This window comes from Agrobacterium sp. CCNWLW32 (assembly GCF_037083425.1).
GTDB lineage: Bacteria > Pseudomonadota > Alphaproteobacteria > Rhizobiales > Rhizobiaceae > Agrobacterium > Agrobacterium radiobacter.
Genome location: NZ_JBAOJM010000001.1, coordinates 387483 through 403441, shown reverse-complemented (window position 1 = coordinate 403441; position 15959 = coordinate 387483). Strand labels below are relative to the sequence as shown.

General features: G+C 59.6%; 14 protein-coding genes. 7 read left to right on the top strand and 7 right to left on the bottom strand.

Translation table 11 applies throughout. From position 1 onward, the window contains the following. Positions 1–123: 123 nt before the first annotated feature. Together V6R85_RS02195 and V6R85_RS02190 are read left to right on the top strand one after the other, a co-directional pair. Positions 124–471, top strand: coding sequence for a hypothetical protein (locus tag V6R85_RS02195; protein WP_111834284.1), 348 nt, complete (start codon positions 124–126; stop codon positions 469–471). A gap of 150 nt (positions 472–621) precedes the next feature. Continuing rightward, entirely contained in the window at positions 622–1254 is a 633-nt protein-coding gene (locus tag V6R85_RS02190; RefSeq protein ID WP_111834283.1) for a DapH/DapD/GlmU-related protein, read from the top strand. Positions 1255–1285: 31 nt separating this feature from the next. Here the strand turns inward: V6R85_RS02190 and ppx are convergent, their stop codons facing one another. Genes ppx through V6R85_RS02170 form a run of 4 tightly spaced genes read right to left on the bottom strand, consistent with a single transcriptional unit; the run spans position 1286 to position 6994 of the window. Continuing rightward, positions 1286–2809 (bottom strand): exopolyphosphatase, encoded by a 1524-nt coding sequence (ppx, locus tag V6R85_RS02185; protein WP_003502164.1) that lies wholly within the window; start codon positions 2807–2809, stop codon positions 1286–1288. Continuing rightward, positions 2806–5109, bottom strand: a complete 2304-nt coding sequence (locus V6R85_RS02180; RefSeq protein ID WP_371412705.1) for an RNA degradosome polyphosphate kinase — start codon at positions 5107–5109, stop codon at positions 2806–2808. Before V6R85_RS02180 ends, ppx begins: the two co-directional genes overlap by 4 nt. Continuing rightward, positions 5106–5834 carry a DnaA regulatory inactivator HdaA gene (hdaA, locus tag V6R85_RS02175; RefSeq protein ID WP_003502161.1) on the bottom strand — a complete coding sequence of 243 codons (729 nt, stop codon included), beginning with the start codon at positions 5832–5834 and terminating at the stop codon, positions 5106–5108. The genes V6R85_RS02180 and hdaA overlap by 4 nt, the downstream gene beginning before the upstream one ends. Positions 5835–5836: 2 nt before the next feature. After that, on the bottom strand, positions 5837–6994 hold the full coding sequence (locus V6R85_RS02170; RefSeq protein ID WP_035212361.1) for an AI-2E family transporter: 1158 nt from the start codon (positions 6992–6994) through the stop codon (positions 5837–5839). Positions 6995–7236: 242 nt separating this feature from the next. On the opposite strand from V6R85_RS02170, the gene V6R85_RS02165 reads away from it, so the two are divergent. The 4 genes from V6R85_RS02165 to V6R85_RS02150 all read left to right on the top strand — a co-directional run bounded on the left by V6R85_RS02165 (position 7237) and on the right by V6R85_RS02150 (position 10966). Then, positions 7237–8031 carry a class I SAM-dependent DNA methyltransferase gene (locus V6R85_RS02165; RefSeq protein ID WP_111784513.1) on the top strand — a complete coding sequence of 265 codons (795 nt, stop codon included), beginning with the start codon at positions 7237–7239 and terminating at the stop codon, positions 8029–8031. 123 nt (positions 8032–8154) lie between these two features. Continuing rightward, complete coding sequence (gene purM, locus V6R85_RS02160) at positions 8155–9228, top strand: phosphoribosylformylglycinamidine cyclo-ligase (RefSeq protein WP_003502155.1); 1074 nt, start codon at positions 8155–8157, stop codon at positions 9226–9228. Continuing rightward, the gene (purN, locus tag V6R85_RS02155; protein WP_020809928.1) at positions 9225–9899 is read left to right on the top strand and encodes a phosphoribosylglycinamide formyltransferase; all 675 of its coding nucleotides are present in this window, start codon (positions 9225–9227) and stop codon (positions 9897–9899) included. Before purM ends, purN begins: the two co-directional genes overlap by 4 nt. A 131-nt stretch (positions 9900–10030) precedes the next feature. Further along, positions 10031–10966, top strand: a complete 936-nt coding sequence (locus tag V6R85_RS02150) for an omptin family outer membrane protease (protein WP_099085502.1) — start codon at positions 10031–10033, stop codon at positions 10964–10966. A gap of 57 nt (positions 10967–11023) precedes the next feature. On the opposite strand, the gene V6R85_RS02145 is transcribed toward V6R85_RS02150, so the two are convergent. Together V6R85_RS02145 and V6R85_RS02140 are read right to left on the bottom strand one after the other, a co-directional pair. After that, positions 11024–11641 (bottom strand): NUDIX domain-containing protein, encoded by a 618-nt coding sequence (locus V6R85_RS02145; protein WP_003502139.1) that lies wholly within the window; start codon positions 11639–11641, stop codon positions 11024–11026. Positions 11642–11696: 55 nt separating this feature from the next. After that, a complete protein-coding gene (locus V6R85_RS02140) occupies positions 11697–13919 on the bottom strand; it encodes a molybdopterin-containing oxidoreductase family protein (RefSeq protein ID WP_162695515.1) in 2223 nt (740 codons plus the stop codon). A gap of 41 nt (positions 13920–13960) precedes the next feature. Between V6R85_RS02140 and V6R85_RS02135 the strand changes: the two genes are divergently transcribed. After that, positions 13961–14824 carry a 23S rRNA (adenine(2030)-N(6))-methyltransferase RlmJ gene (locus V6R85_RS02135; RefSeq protein ID WP_003502135.1) on the top strand — a complete coding sequence of 288 codons (864 nt, stop codon included), beginning with the start codon at positions 13961–13963 and terminating at the stop codon, positions 14822–14824. A gap of 3 nt (positions 14825–14827) precedes the next feature. Here the strand turns inward: V6R85_RS02135 and V6R85_RS02130 are convergent, their stop codons facing one another. Further along, positions 14828–15775: a lysylphosphatidylglycerol synthase domain-containing protein gene (locus V6R85_RS02130; RefSeq protein ID WP_080866056.1), complete on the bottom strand. Its 948-nt coding sequence runs from the start codon at positions 15773–15775 to the stop codon at positions 14828–14830. Positions 15776–15959: the final 184 nt, after the last annotated feature.

Genomic DNA, 15959 nt, shown 5'->3' with positions numbered 1-15959 from the left:
GGTATGTGGTCAATCATTGCGCCATGCTTCAGCACCATCATTTCAATCTTTCCCGTAAAGCGGACACAATCCATGCGATAATATCGCTCAGCGAAATGGTTGCACCGACAGGAGAGACATTCGATGAGCGAGAGTTGCCCGGTTCTGACACCGGCGGAGCGGCAGGTTCAGGACATATTGCAGCGCAAGGAAGCGGCAATGATGGCCACCATTCACGCAGCGCTTGAGCGCGCCAGCAAAGAGGTCGCCGAGGCATTCCAGGCCACCGATTCAGACATGCAGCCACCGCCCAGCGATTATTTTGTCGCTGTCGCTCATCAGCAGCTCTTCCTGCTGTTATGCGGTGCCGACCCGGAAACATTCAAGGGTGGAGACCCTGACATCGCTGGTCACATCATTCGAAACGCTCAAAACATCACCGAACACTACTGGAAGAAACGAGATCCCGCCGCCAATATCTCCAATGAGTGACATACGTCCGTAAAGACAGGATTTCGCTCTCCCACGCAAACCACATGATGCGTATTTGCGAGGGAGCGGCCGGCCCGCTTGAACCGCTTTTGCCGTCGTCACAGGCCTTTCATCATCCCCGGTTAAGTAGGCGCAAATCCGGAGGCTGGAATGGATTCGACCACACAGATCAAGCGCCCGAAAATCGCGGAAACCGTCATCCATGCGACGGCGAGCATAAGAGATTCAAACGTCGGCGAGTGCTGCGAAATTCTGGCGGATACATCCCTGCACAATGTCGAACTCGGGAATTATTCCTACCTTGGACCCCGCTGCATGGTCGGTGACGCGATCGTCGGAAAATTCTGCGCCATCGCTGCGGAGGTCCGGATAGGCGCGCCGAACCATCCGATGGACCGGCCATCCATGCATCGTTTCAGCTACTGCCCGGAATATTACTCTGCCGATGCGGTGCGCGATGACGCCTTTTTCGACCAGCGCAAGCAGGACCGCGCCATTATCGGTCACGATGTCTGGATTGGTCACGGGGTTATCGTCTTGCCGGGCGTGACAGTCGGAGACGGTGCAGTGCTTGCCGCCGGCGCCGTCGTCACCAGGGATGTGCCGCCCTACACCATTGTCGGCGGTGTGCCCGAGAAAATCATCCGCGAGCGGTTTTCGCGATCCATCGCGGAAAAGCTTACGTCCATCGCCTGGTGGGACTGGCCATTCGAAACGATCATGGCGCGGCTTTCCGACTTTCAGTCGAACGATATCGAAGCCTTTTGCGAGCGCTGGTCCTAGCCTGCGCCGCAAAACAGATCGTTCCCGTTCTTTACTCGAACACGAATGCCAGCCGCTTGCCGGTCAGCTTCGCCAGCTGCTGCAAACGCCCGTCCAGCCGCTCGCCGGCGAAATCGCAATAATCGTGCGGCACCACGAATTCGAGATCGAGGTCCGGATTGTCGGACTTGCGGAATTTCAGGTGATCAACGACACCGGGCATCGAGGCCGAGAAGAGGTAAACCACGCGCAGCAGGCCGCCGAGCAGCTTGCCAAGTTCCTGCAACCGGTCGCCTGCCATCGCCGCGAGCGGCTCGGTAGTGCCGTTGTCGTTCAGACCTTCGAAACGATAATAATTGGCAAGCGCAATATAGGCGCGGCCGGGATGGGTGATCGCCACGAAGGAGGAATGGGCGATGATGTTGAGCGCCTGCAGGCCACGATAATCCGGATGGGCGCGCCAGCTGATATCGGCGAGAAGGCAGGCCGCCTGCCGGTAACGGCTTTCCTCTTCCGTCTCGTCGACGCCGAAAACCGGAAAGGTGCGGCCGCTCCAGTCCGCCAGTTCGCGCGCATGTTCCGGCGAGCGGGCGCGCAGAATGGCAAGTTCATCAGCCGCGACCAGCAGCGGATCGGATTCACGCTCGGCTTCCGTCAACAGCGAATAGAGATAACCTTCGCGCACACCCTGCGCAGAGAAGGCGATCTTTGCCGGTTTCATCGCCTTCAGAACTTCGCGCATGGCGATGGCGCCAAACGGCAGAAGCGAACGGCGGTTCTTGGAAACCGCCTGCCAGGCCGGGTCCTTGCTGTCCCGGGAGACGATGACCTCCTCGAGAAAATTCAGCATTTCCTCGAGCGGCAATTCATAACCCTGCATCATGTGCAGCGGATAGCCTGATATTTCCATGTGCAGCTTGGCAATGTTTCGCCAGGTGCCGCCGACTGCATAGAAGGTGCGTCCCTCGCCCGCCGCCAACAGCTTCGCAAAGGATTTGACATGTTTTCTGGCGATGGTCGTCGCCTTTTCCAGCGAGCCATCCGACTGTTCCGACAGCCGCAGGCCGCCGAGCGGCAGGGTGATGCCCTGGCCGCAGCTCTTGCCCTTTATGTCGATGAGTTCGAGCGAACCGCCACCGAGGTCACCCGCGATGCCGTCTGGATCATGGAAACCGCTGATCACGCCATAGGCGGAATAAAGCGCTTCCTTTTCGCCTGAGAGCACCTCGATCTCGCAGCCGAGAATGGCTTCGGCCTCACGGATGAAATCCGGGCCGTTTTCCGCTTCACGCGCCGCCGCCGTCGCCAGCACATAAAGCTTCTGCGCCTGCGCCTGCTCGGAAAGTACATGAAAACGCCTGAGCGCCATCAGCGCCCGGCTGACGCCTTCCTCATGCATGCGGCCCGTCAGCGCCAGTCCCTTGCCAAGGCCGCACAGGACCTTTTCGTTGAACAGCACCGCGGGCGCGCGGGAAAGACCTTCATATACAACAAGACGAACGGAGTTCGAACCAATATCTATGACGGAAACGGGGGCAAGGCCGGTCAGCCGCCCCTGTGCTTCTGATCGAGTCATTCAGCCTGTTTCTTGCGGGACGAAATCAACCCGGCAATCAATTTGGGCGCACTGGATTTCAGGGCTTCACCACGTCCGGAAAGGCTGGGATTGGTCATGAAATAGTGCTGCGCGTTGAACGGTTCTTCGCCTTTACGCACCTCGATGCGCCTCGACGTTCCGTCCGCAAGTATCTCGTAGCTCTGCTGGTTGTCAATGAGATTGCCCAGCATAATCTGTGAAAGAACCTGCTCGTGCACCGTGGGATTGGTGAGCGGGACAAGCGTTTCCACGCGCCGATCAAGGTTGCGCGGCATCATGTCGGCCGAGCCGATATAGACCAGCGCCTTGTCCGACGGCAGGCCGAAACCATTGCCGAAGCAGAAGATGCGGCTGTGTTCGAGGAAGCGGCCGACGATGGATTTGACGCGGATATTATCCGACAGGCCGGGCACCTGCGGGCGCAGGCAGCAGATGCCGCGTACAACGAGATCGACCTCCACGCCCGCAGCACTTGCGCGGTAAAGGGAATCGATGATTTCAGGGTCGACCAGCGAATTCATCTTCATCCAGATCGCCGCCGGCGCACCGCGCTTGGCGTGCTCGATCTCTTCATTGATGTGCTTTACGATACGTGCGCGCAGCGTATAGGGCGAAATCGCCAGCTTCATGCCCTCTTCCGGCTCGCCGTAACCCGTGATGAAGTTGAAGATATTCGCCATGTCGTGGGCGATCTTCGGGTTGCAGGTGAAGAAGGACAGGTCGGTGTAAATCTTGGCCGTGATCGGGTGATAGTTGCCGGTGCCGAGGTGGCAATAGGTTCTGAGCTTGCCGTCCTCGCGACGCACCACCATCGACATCTTGGCATGGGTCTTGAGTTCGATGAAGCCGAAGACGACCTGCACGCCGGCGCGCTCCAGGTCGCGCGCCCAGCGGATGTTCGCCTCTTCGTCGAAACGCGCCTTCAACTCCACCAGCGCGGTGACGGATTTACCGGCTTCCGCCGCATCGATCAGCGCGCGAACGATCGGGCTGTCATTGGAGGTGCGGTAAAGCGTCTGCTTGATGGCGAGCACTTCGGGATCGCGCGCGGCCTGCAGCAGGAACTGCACGACCACGTCGAAGCTTTCATAGGGGTGGTGAACCACCATGTCCTTTTCGCGGATCGCGGCAAGGCAATCGCCGGCATGTTCGCGCACGCGCTCGGGGAAACGGGCGTTGTAAGGCTCGAACTTCAGGTCATCGCGCGGCGCGCGGACAATTTCCGAAATGGTGTTGAGTGCCAGAAGGCCAGGCAGAACGGCGACGCGATTATCCGGAACGCCAAGTTCATGCACCACGAACTGGCGCAGCGACTGCGGCATTTCGCTGTCGGTCTCGATACGGATCACCGAACCACGGCGGCGGCGCTTCAGCGCGCTTTCGAAGAAACGGACCAGATCTTCCGCCTCTTCCTCCACCTCGATATCGCTGTCACGGATAATGCGGAACGTGCCGAATCCCCGGACGGTATAGCCCGGATAAAGCCGGTGAATGAACAGGCCGACCACATCTTCAAGCGTGATGTAGCGGATGGCGTTTTTCTCATCAGGCAAACGAACGAAGCGGTCGAGCGCGGTCGGAAGACGCAACAACGCCGTCATCGGCTCGCGGCCGTTGACGCTGTCGAGTTGCAGGCCCATCGAGAAGCCGAGGTTCGGAATGAAGGGGAACGGATGCGCAGGGTCGATGGACAGCGGCGTCAGCACCGGGAAAATACGCTCTTCGAATTCCGTGCCCAGCCAGGTCCGATCCGCTTCGGAAAGTGCCGCCGGACGCACGATGAAGATTTCTTCCTTGGCGAGATATTGCTGCAGAACGGCAAGCGAAGCCTGCTGCTCCATCTGCAGATTGTCGATTTCCTTCAGAATATCTTCGAGCTGCTCGGCCGGCGTCTTGCCGTCGGGCGTCTTGACGGTGATCTTCTGACGTACCTGGCCTTCAAGACCGGCGACGCGGACCATGAAGAATTCATCGAGATTGGCGGCCGAGATGGAAAGGAAACGCAGACGCTCCAGAAGCGGGTGATCCGTGTTCAGCGTTTCCTCGAGAACGCGGCGATTGAACTGGAGCCAGGAAAATTCGCGGTTGATGAAACGCGCCGGGCTGTCCCAAAGGCTCTCGCCCTCAGTCACCGGCTGAACCTTGTTGAAGTCGTCCTGCGCGATAGCGTCCATTCCCTGTTCCATCCCCTGACCTATTTCCGTCCCGTGATCCTGCTGCATCGCGCGATCGTCCTTCTTGCCCGTATAACAGTTTGACGACGGAACTGTGACAGTCAATCGACGTCCAGTCCGCTATCCGCTCTCGCATTGTCCATCGCATTGAGGACCTCAGCTACCAGCGGACGTGTAATTCTCGTTCCACGCGCAAGCGCCAGCCGGTCGATCCGGTCCACGATCGTCTGCGCCGTATCGAGCGAACGCTCCATTCTATTGACGATGTAACCTATGAGTTTGTCATCCATGTAAAGCTGCCGGTCGGCGAAGAGTTTCACCAGCACCTGCGCGAGCAGCCCTTCGTCCGGTTCACCGGTTTCCACCACCGTCACGGCTTTCAGGCGAGAGCGCAGGTCCGGCAGCGTCACCGGCCATGCCGCCGGCCATTGCCGGCTGGTCATCAAAAGCGTCGTGCCATGCTGGCGCACGCTGTTGATGACATGGAAGAGCTCGGTCTCGTCGAAACCGCGCCGGTCGGCATCTTCGAAAAGAACCGGTCCCGTTTCGGCCGCGCGCGCGGCATCCGCGCCGGCTTCGGGGTGAATGTCTCGCGCGTCGCTGATATTTTTCCAGATATTGGCGAGATGCGATTTTCCCGAGCCCGGCGGCCCGGCGAGCACGACGACGGGCGAGCGCCAGTTCGGCCACTCATCGATGAGGCTGACGGCAGCCGCAAGCGAGGCGGAGACGAGGAGATCGTCCCTGCCGGAAGCGGACTGGTGCGAGAATGCGAGCGGCAGCTGCTCGGCCTTCGACCGGGCATTGTCGGTTTTGATTTGGTCAGTCATCGTCAGCTCTGAGAGTCAACCTTGCCGGAGGATGTTTCCCCTTCTTCCGGGGCAGTATTTGTGTCCCAGGGAAGGTTGGCGGCATGCCCATGGTAAAGATCGCTTTCAAGATACCGCGACAAGGCGAAGCGGACAAGCACGCCGACCGCCGCCGCAGCCGGCACCGCCACGAGAAGCCCGACGAAACCGAAAAGCGCACCGAAAGCGAAGAGGGCGAACATCAGCCAGACCGGATGCAGGCCGACGCTTTTGCCGACAAGCTTCGGCTGCAGGATGTTGCCTTCGATGAACTGGCCGGAAAAGAACACGACGAGCGTCAGAAAGACATAAATATAGTCCGGCCAGAATTGCACGATGGCGACGCCGACGGCGAGGATGAGGCCGACCATGGATCCGATATAGGGAACGAAGCTGATGAGACCCGAAAAAAGGCCGATCAGCAGGCCGAAATTCAAGCCCACCAGCGACAGGCCGACGGCGTAATAAACCCCGAGAATGATGCAGAGCGACCCCTGCCCGCGCACGAAACCGGCAATGGTCTTGTCCATGTCGCGGGCGATCTGGCGGACGGTATGGACATAGTCGCGCGGTATCCAGCTGTCGACCTTGTCGATCATCCGGTCCCAGTCAAGCAGAAGGTAGAAGGCGACGACGGGCGTGACGACCAGCAGCGACATGACATCGACCAGCGATTTGCCGGAATTCCATATCTGCGTCAAAAGCGTGCCGATGAAGCCTGCGCCCTCTGTCAGGAGCTTTGAAAAGTTCTCCTTTACCGAGTTGATCTGGCTGCTCACCCAATCCGGCAGGAGGTTGGTATCCGCGCCGGCGATCAGCTGCTGCAGCGACGAAATATATTGCGGAATGCGCGTGATGAATTCCGAGGCCTGAGCGGCAATCAGCGGAATGATGATGATGAGCGACAGCGCGAAGATCAGCACGAAGGAGACGAGGATGACGACGGTCGCCATCAACCGGCTCAAACCGCGCCGCTCCAGCCAGTCGGCCACCGGATCGAGAAAATAGGCAAGCGCCATGCCCGCCACGAAAGGCAGGAGAATGGAGCTGAAGACCATCAGGAAAAGGATAAAGACGGCAAGCACGCCGATCCAGAAAAACACCTGCCGACGCAGGTTCATACCACTCACATGGGGTTGCATCCGTTCATCCTTTGTCGCCGTACCGTCACTGCCCATGATGGAGATAGGATGGGCATGTGCACATGGTCAAGACCGGCGCTTTGGCGCGACCGCAGAAGGAGACTGCCCGCACAGCGATAAAATCCCTCATTTCCGGTCAACCCCTCGCAACGGCAGGTTGACCGGCGGAAAATATTAGACAACTATCAAATATTGCCGGGCGGGCCAGCGTCGCCCCTTCACGCCCGGTGGCCGGAGGCACGATGCAAAGTACCAGTGAAAATGGCATCGCGGACTATAATGCCGGTCTCTTCGATAATCCCGAAGTTGCCGAATGGTACGACAACCAGCAGCTTTACCCCGCTGAACGCATCATTCTCGATCAGTTCCGCCATGCCTATGCGGGCAAGCGGCTGCTGGATCTCGGCGTCGGCACCGGCCGAACGACGAAGCCGCTTCTGCCGCTGGTGGGTGAATATATCGGTATCGACCGCTCGCAGCCCATGCTTGCGCTTGCGCGGCGCAATTTTCCCGCTGCCACGTTTCTGGACATGGATGTGCGGGCGATCGACCAATTCGGCGCGGAGCGTTTCGATTGCGTGCTCGGCGCGCTCGCCATCTTAAGCGCCTTCGGCCATGAGGACCGGCTTGCCATCATCAATGCCGTCCGAAGCATTCTGTCACCGGGCGGTTACTTCATCTTTTCGTTTCATAACCGGCAATGGAAGCGGGCTGGCGGCATGCCGCTGCATCGGCGTTCCTGGCACCCGCGCGAGGTGGTGAATTCGCTGCATCCGCAAAGCTGGATCAACTATCTGCGTCTGCAACCTCAGACAAGGCGGACGCCGGAATATGCAATTCTCGCGGATCAGGCGCACCGCTGGAGCGGCCTGTTTTATTTCATCGACCTTGCCGCCCAGACCCGGCAGCTGGAAGCGGCGGGCTTGGAGATCGTCGCGCGTTATGGCGAAAACGGTCGGCCGATAGAGGAAAATTCCGATACCTCCAATGACGGCCTGCTCAATCTCGTCTGTCGCGCCGCTCCGCAGCCATCGTGAGCACTCAATCCGGCAAGCCCCGCCAAAGCCGTTAAAAACCGGAGCTTTTGCCACTCAAACCCTTGCATCAGGTCCCGTCCCGTGCGAATGGCGACGCCAAAGGAACCAGCGGAGACGAGAGCCATGAGCCAGTCGGGCAAGAACGGTCTTACCTATAGTGATGCAGGTGTGGATATCGACGCCGGCAACCTGATGGTCGAAAAGATCAAACCGGCGGTGCGTTCGACGCGGCGTCCCGGCGCGGATGGCGAAATCGGCGGCTTCGGCGGCCTGTTCGATCTGAAGGCCGCAGGCTTCACCGATCCGGTTCTGGTGGCCGCCAATGACGGCGTCGGCACCAAGCTGAAGATCGCCATCGACGCTGACTACCACGACACCGTCGGCATTGATCTCGTCGCCATGTGCGTCAACGATCTCGTTGTCCAGGGCGCAGAACCGCTGTTCTTCCTCGATTATTTCGCAACCGGCAAGCTGGACCCGGATCAGGGCGCCGCCATCGTTTCCGGCATTGCCGCCGGTTGCCGCGAATCCGGCTGCGCGCTGATCGGCGGAGAAACCGCTGAAATGCCGGGCATGTATTCCGATGGCGACTACGATCTCGCGGGTTTTGCCGTAGGTGCTGCCGAACGCGGACAGCTTCTGCCCGCTGGCGATATTTCCGAAGGCGACGTCATTCTCGGGCTCTCTTCCTCCGGTGTTCATTCGAACGGCTTTTCGCTGGTACGCAAGATCGTATCGGTTTCCGGTCTTGGCTGGGACGCCCCTGCCCCCTTCGCGGATGGCAAGAAGCTTGGCGAAGCGCTGCTGACGCCGACCCGCATCTATGTGAAGCCGCTTTTGAAGGCGATCCGCGAGACCGGCGCACTGAAGGCGCTGGCGCACATCACCGGCGGCGGTTTCCCCGAAAACATTCCGCGCGTTCTGCCCAAGCATCTCGCCGCCGAGATTGATCTCGACGCGATCAAGGTTCCGGCCGTCTTCTCGTGGCTCGCAAAAACCGGCGGCGTTGAAGCGAAGGAAATGTTGCGTACCTTCAATTGCGGCGTCGGCATGATTGTGGTCGTTTCGGCTGAAAATGCCGAGAAGGTCACCGACGCCCTGACGGCGGAAGGTGAAACCGTCTTCCCGCTCGGCCGCATGGTCGCCCGTGAAGAAGGTGCACACGGTACGATCTACAAGGGCACTCTCGGCCTATGATGAGCGCCGCCTTCTCGTCCGGCCGCAAACGCGTCGTCGTTTTCATTTCCGGCAGCGGCTCCAACATGGTGTCGCTGGCCAAGGCCTGCCAGGCGGTGGATTTTCCGGCGGAAATCGTCTGCGTGATTTCGGACAAGGCATCTGCGGGCGGACTGGAAAAGGCACGGGATCTCGGTATTCCGACGCTCGTTTTCGAACGCAAGACTTATCCCAGCAAGGCGGAGCATGAGGGCGCCATACTGGCCGCACTTGGCGAGATTGCGCCTGATATCATCTGCCTTGCCGGTTACATGCGACTGATATCGGGGGATTTCATTGCCCCCTATGAAGGCCGCATCATCAATATCCACCCTTCCCTGCTGCCGCTTTTCCCCGGCCTGCACACTCATCAGCGCGCCATCGACAGCGGCATGAAGATTTCCGGCTGCACCGTGCATTTCGTCACCGAAGGCATGGATGAAGGCCCGACCATCGCGCAGGGCGCGGTGCCGGTCATTTCCGGCGATACGGCCGACACCCTCGCGGCACGGATACTGACCGTAGAGCACCAGCTCTATCCGCTGACCCTGAAGCGGCTTGCCGAAGGCAAGGTACGAATGGAAGACGGTAAGGCCGTCTTCACGGAAAGAGAAAGTAAAGCCGAGTATTCCAACCTCATTTCCGCTTCCTGATAGAGTTATTCCTAAAGTACAAAAATACCTGAAATGGTATTTTTGGAAAAATAAACCGATCATTTACCATAATCACCTTTAATGCCCGCAACGGCCCTTATTTCGGGCTCTCCGGCCATTCAGGAGCGATTATGCCATTTTCGAGATTTTCCCTGCCGCTTTCGGTTGTTCTGCTGGCGGGCGCCAGCCTGCCTGTTGCGGCTGAGCAAAGCGGCATTACGGCCTCGGTGGATGCCGGCGTTCTCAATCTTCGAGCGACCGAAACCGTCCATATCGGTGGCCGCAAGCTGAGCGAACTCGAATGGGAAACCAAAAACGCCGTGGCATTGCGCGGCTCGCTCGGGCTTGAACTTGCGCCCGGCTGGCGCGTCAAGGCGGAAGGCCGCGTCGGCTTTGAAGGCGATGGCTACATGACCGACTATGACTGGGTCTGGCCTTTTTCCAGAGACAGCTCCAAGGACAATTGGAGCCACCGTTCTCAGCATGACGACACGCGGCTCGACCATTATTTTTCGGGAAACCTCGAACTCAATCGCATGTTGCTGGACGATCCGCAGCAATATCTCAGCGCCGGCGTCGGCTTTCGTTATACGGATGTGCAATGGTCGGCCTATGGCGGCAACGCCGTTTACAGCGTTTTCTCCCCCCGTGATCTCTCGGGCAAATTCAAGGATGGCCTCAAGGGAATCACCTATCGCCAGCAAATCCCTGTCTTCTACGGCAACCTGACGGGCGGCCAGAGGTTCGGCAACTGGTCGCTCAACGTTGGCCTCGAAGGTGGCGCCATGGTCTACGGCAAGGCGACGGACGATCACTGGCTGCGCGATATGCGCTTCACCGACAAATTCGACGTTGCCGGTATGTTCGGGGTGAAAGCGGGCGTCGCCTATGACCTGACCGAGAATGCCTCGATCTATCTCGATGGCGCGTATGACTATACCAGTCTCGGACGCGGAGACACCCACTATAGTGGCGCAGGTGCCGGAGGCCTATCATCGGAAAAGAATGCCGGCGGCGGTGACTTGCAGTCGATTTTCGTGGGGATGGGCGTCAAAGGTCGCTTCTAGTATTGACGGCTTCACCCGAAGGACAAGTTTACCAGATACGCTCGGATAACCCCGCCCTCAAAGCCGGGCGCGATTTAACATCGCCCATTGCAGGAGAATGATCGTCTTGGAATCGGTAATTTCACCCGATGCGATCATCGCGAAGGCCTCGTCCAGTCCGTAGGTCAGAACCTCCAGATCCTCGCCTTCGTCCTCCAGCCCGCCGCCGCTGCCGGCCTGTACGTCGAGATCGATGCGGGCGACGAAGAGGCTGACCTTTTCCGTCAGCGTGCCGGGGCTGGCATACATATCGAAGAGGTAATCGACCTTTTCGACCGCGTAGCCGGATTCTTCCATTGCCTCACGGCGGATGGCATGCGCCGCATCGTCATCATCGAGAAGCCCTGCCGGCACTTCGACCATGAAGCTTGGATCGCCGTTCACGAAGGCGGCGGGGCGAAACTGGCGAACCAGCACCACGCTGTCGCGCTTCGGGTCGTAAAGGAGAATGGCGGCCGCGCTGCCGTGGTCGTGGACTTCCCGGACAATGCGGATCGTTTTACCATCAGGCATGCGCTGGTCGAAAACGAGCTTCTGCATATGCACGAAGCCCTTCCACACCGTTTCCTTTTCCACCAGCCGGATTCTGCCCGCGTCCGTGTCGGCCGGAACGTTTTTCGCCTGCGTCTGTGTCACCGGATATGTCCTTGCCTGTCGTGGGATTTCAGCCTGCCCGTGTTGCGGCGCGATATCAAGCCTCGCGGCTCTCATCTTCGCGGCGGAGCCACACCTTGTTGTCGTGGAATGCCGCGCCGCCATAAGGCGCAACGGCATCGGCGCCGGTCAGCACATTGATGCCCTCGCCATCCAGATGCGCCTTGTTGGGCCACAGCCCTTCGGCAATCAGCACACCCGGTCTTGCTCCCTCCACGATTTTCGCGTGGAGCCGCACTTCACCGCGGCCATTGCCGATGCGGACGACGTCGCCATCGGCGATACCGCTGGTGGCGGCATCCTCGGGACAGATCATCAATTCCGGGCGGCCTTCCTTCTGCACGGAGGTCTTCGTTTCCGCGAAGGTGGAGTTCAGGAAATTCCGCGCCGGCGATGTCGCCAGCCGGAACGGATGATCGCCATCCACGGTTTCGATGACGTCGACCTGATCCGGGAATTTCGGAAATTGCGAGACCGGCCCCATGACGCCGATGTTTTTCGGCGGCTTGTTCGGAGACGGTCCGGTCGCCCATTCGGGGCTGAAACGGAATTTGCCGTCACCGTAACCGAAACCTTCGAGATAATGCGCCACCTCGAAGGAGGGCTGCGCATCGATCCATTTTTCTTCCGCCAGCGTGTCGAAATCGCCCCAGCCGCTGACTTTGAGCATACGGTCGACATGATCACGGGCCGAAAGGCCAAAGCCCGGCATATGGTCGACACCGAGACGTTTCGCCAGTTCTTCGATCACGAAGAGGTTGGTGCGCACCGTTTCGGGCGGCTCCACCAGTTTCGGACCAAGCAGAATGTGGTTCTGGCCGCCGGCGCGGTAGATGTCGTCATGTTCAAGGAACATGGTGGCAGGCAGCACGATATCGGCCACCTCCGCCGTTTCGGTCATGAATTGCTCATGCACGGCGACGAAGAGATCGTCGCGCAGGAAACCCTGTTTCACCAGCCGCTGTTCGGGGGCGACATTGACGGGATTGGTGTTCTGGATCAGCAGCGCCGTCACCGGGCCGCCATGGCGCAGCGCTTCAGCGTCTCCGGTCAGCACGCGGCCGATCTGTGACTGGTCGAGCTGGCGTACCTCGGGGTCGGCGTAAGAACTGCCCATCAACTCCGACTTGTTGAGCCGGAAGATATCGCCATTATTGTGGAAAGCGCCGCCGCCCTCATATTGCCAGGAGCCGAGGACGGTGGCGATGGAAAGGGCCGCATGCATGGCGACAGCGCCGTTGCGCTGGCGGGCAAAACCATATCCAAGCCGGAAGAAGGTCTTTTTCGTGGTGCCGACCAGCCGGGCGAAATCCTCGATCTCGTCGACGGAAAGACCGGTGATTTCCGATGCCCATTGCGGCGTCTTCGTCTTCAGGTGCGCCTCAAGCCCGGCCGGATCATCGGCGAAACGCGCCATATAATCACGATCGGCGTAACCGTCGCGGAAGGCGATGTGCATCACGGCGCAGGCGAGCGCCGCGTCCGTGCCGGGGCGGACAACGAGGCGCATATCCGCCTGCTTCATGGTCGGATTGTCGTAGATATCGACCACGACGATCTTCGCGCCGCGCTCCTTGCGGGCTTTCACCGCATGGCTCATGACATTGACCTGCGTGGCGACCGCGTTGGTACCCCAGATGACGACGACATCGGCCTTGGCGATCTCGCGCGGATCGGGGCCACGCAGTGCGCCGGTGCCCATCACGTAGCCGGTCCAGGCCATGTTGGTGCAGATCGATCCGAAGAAGCCGGAATATTTCTTGGCGTGGCGCAGCCGCTCGATGGAATCGCGCTGCACCTGCCCCATGGTGCCGGCGTAGAAATAGGGCCAGATGGCTTCGGCACCACACCGCGCTTCAGCCTTGACGAAAGCGTCCGCCACCTCGTCCAGAGCCGCGTCCCAGGAAATTTCCTGCCAGTCGCCCGCGCCCTTCGCGCCCTTGCGGCGCTTCGGGGTCAGCAATCGGCCGGGATGATAGATGCGCTCGGAATAACGCGCCACCTTGGCGCAGATCACGCCGGCGGTGTAAGTATTGGCGTTGGCCCCGCGCACGCGGCCGATCCGGCCATCGGCATTGATGTCGACCTCCAGCGCGCAGGCGCTCGGACAGTCATGCGGGCAGACCGTGTGTCCGATACGGACTTCGGGCTTCGGGGCGGCTTTTTCAGCGGAAATCGGGGTCGCAACGTTCATGTCTTTTGTATATTGCATCAACGATGCGGCAAAAAGGCCGAAGTGACGTCCATCAAGAATATTCATCCTGACCATTCACCCCGATAAGCCGCAAGCGAGACATATCCATGAACTACCGCCACATCTATCACGCCGGCAATTTCGCGGATGTCCTCAAACATGCCGTTCTTGCCCGCCTCGTGCGCTACCTGCAGAACAAGGACAAGGCATTTCGGGTGCTGGACACCCATGCCGGCATCGGTCTTTACGACCTGACCTCGGAAGAGGCGCAGAAGACGGGCGAATGGCAGACCGGCATCGGCAAGCTGATGGAGGGTGATCTGCCCGCCCCCATTGCCGAATTGCTGGAGCCCTATCTTGACGCCGTGAAGGAACTGAACCCGGAAGGCGGCGTGAAATTTTATCCCGGTTCGCCGAAACTCGCACGCATGCTGTTTCGCCCGCAGGACCGGCTTTCGGCCATGGAACTGCACCCGGATGACAGCCGCGCTCTGGCACGGCTCTTCGAGGGCGATTATCAGGTTCGCGTCACCGAGCTGGATGGCTGGCTGTCGCTCGGCGCGCATCTGCCGCCGAAGGAAAAGCGCGGCCTCATCCTCGTTGATCCGCCGTTCGAGCTTGAGAATGAATATCAGCGTCTGGCCGATGGCCTGAACAAGGCCTATCGGCGTTTTTCCACCGGCACCTATTGCCTGTGGTATCCCCTGAAGAAAGGCGCGCCGATCAAGGACTTCCATGAGCGGCTGCAATCCTTCGACATTCCGAAGATGCTGTGCGCGGAACTGTCAGTCAGAAGCGACCGGCTGGATGGCCTGAGCGGCTCAGGCCTCATCATCGTCAATCCGCCCTATACGCTGAAGGACGAGTTGCACACGCTGCTGCCTTACCTGAAGACAACGCTGGCGCAGGACAGGTTCGCCTCGCAGCGCGCGTTCTGGCTGCGCGGCGAGGAAAAGCCGGAAGAAAGCTGAGGGCTATCTCAACCCTTCCCTTTTCTGCGCCGCCGCAAGCTGTGATCGTTCGAAGAACAGGATCACGAACAGCGCCATGATGAAGGGGATGATGAGATAGAACAGCCGGAAGACCAGCAGCGCCGCGATCACATCCGCCGGGTTCATATCCGGCAGGCCGGTGACGAAGACCAGCTCCAGCACCCCCAGTCCGCCCGGCGCGTGCGAGATGAGCGCCGCCGAGAAGGAAACCAGAAATATGCCGAGAATAACCATATAACCGGGATTTCCGGCTTCCGGCAGCGCGAAATAGATGATGCCCGCCGCGCCGATCAGCTCGATTGGGCCGATGACGAGTTGTTGCGCAACAAGCTTCGGCGCGGGGTAAGGCAGCACGAAAGAGCCGATTTTCAGGGGCTTCAGCCTGAGCAGGCTGCCGAGAACATAAAGCCCGACAACAAGGAGCAGCAGGACGCCCGTGGTCGTGGAGGCTTCGACGGGCAGGATTCCGGTAAACCGTTCGGTGATGTCGGGCTCGTAAAGCAGCACCATGCCGATGAGCATGATCGTGCCGATGAGGAAGGTGAAGGAGCAGAGCCCCACGAGGACGCCCACTTCCGCGACACTCAGTCCCTTGGACGTATAAGCCCTGTATCGCACCACCGCTCCCGAAAACACCGAGGCCCCTACATTGTGGGACAACGCATAGGTGGTGAAAGAGGTGAGCGTGATGAAGAACCAGTTCACCTTGCGGCCAAGATGCTGCAGGGCGATGCGGTCGTAACCGGCAAGCGCGGCATAGGCCAGCAGGGTCGCAAGACCCGAACACAGCCAGTCCCGCACGCGAATGGCTTTCAGGCTGTCCCAGAGATCATCGAGCGACAGGCCACGCAATTCGTGAAAGAGCAACCAGGCGGAAAAACCGATCGTCGCAAAACCAACGACGGGCCAGATGTATTTCTTGAATTTCATGCGGTCATGCCGCCTATTACCCCCAGCCCTGTTTCCGTCTTTTGCGGAAGATTCGTTCGACTCTATTCGTTATGCGGCGAAGCTTTCAACCTTTTTGCCCGTTTGCCTCGTTCACAAATTTATGTAAGACCGGATCGTCGCCCGACGGCGGTATGAACTGGTCCAGTTTCCGGGGAACGTGCAC

What these genes read in the sequence shown, in the direction of transcription:
- V6R85_RS02195 (WP_111834284.1), top strand. Translation starts at nt 124, where the DNA reads ATGAGCGAGAGTTGCCCGGTTCTGACACCGGCGGAGCGGCAGGTTCAG.
- V6R85_RS02190 (WP_111834283.1), top strand. Translation starts at nt 622, where the DNA reads ATGGATTCGACCACACAGATCAAGCGCCCGAAAATCGCGGAAACCGTC.
- ppx (WP_003502164.1), bottom strand. Translation starts at nt 2,809, where the DNA reads ATGACTCGATCAGAAGCACAGGGGCGGCTGACCGGCCTTGCCCCCGTT.
- hdaA (WP_003502161.1), bottom strand. Translation starts at nt 5,834, where the DNA reads ATGACTGACCAAATCAAAACCGACAATGCCCGGTCGAAGGCCGAGCAG.
- V6R85_RS02170 (WP_035212361.1), bottom strand. Translation starts at nt 6,994, where the DNA reads ATGCAACCCCATGTGAGTGGTATGAACCTGCGTCGGCAGGTGTTTTTC.
- V6R85_RS02165 (WP_111784513.1), top strand. Translation starts at nt 7,237, where the DNA reads ATGCAAAGTACCAGTGAAAATGGCATCGCGGACTATAATGCCGGTCTC.
- purM (WP_003502155.1), top strand. Translation starts at nt 8,155, where the DNA reads ATGAGCCAGTCGGGCAAGAACGGTCTTACCTATAGTGATGCAGGTGTG.
- purN (WP_020809928.1), top strand. Translation starts at nt 9,225, where the DNA reads ATGATGAGCGCCGCCTTCTCGTCCGGCCGCAAACGCGTCGTCGTTTTC.
- V6R85_RS02150 (WP_099085502.1), top strand. Translation starts at nt 10,031, where the DNA reads ATGCCATTTTCGAGATTTTCCCTGCCGCTTTCGGTTGTTCTGCTGGCG.
- V6R85_RS02140 (WP_162695515.1), bottom strand. Translation starts at nt 13,919, where the DNA reads ATGAATATTCTTGATGGACGTCACTTCGGCCTTTTTGCCGCATCGTTG.
- V6R85_RS02135 (WP_003502135.1), top strand. Translation starts at nt 13,961, where the DNA reads ATGAACTACCGCCACATCTATCACGCCGGCAATTTCGCGGATGTCCTC.
- V6R85_RS02130 (WP_080866056.1), bottom strand. Translation starts at nt 15,775, where the DNA reads ATGAAATTCAAGAAATACATCTGGCCCGTCGTTGGTTTTGCGACGATC.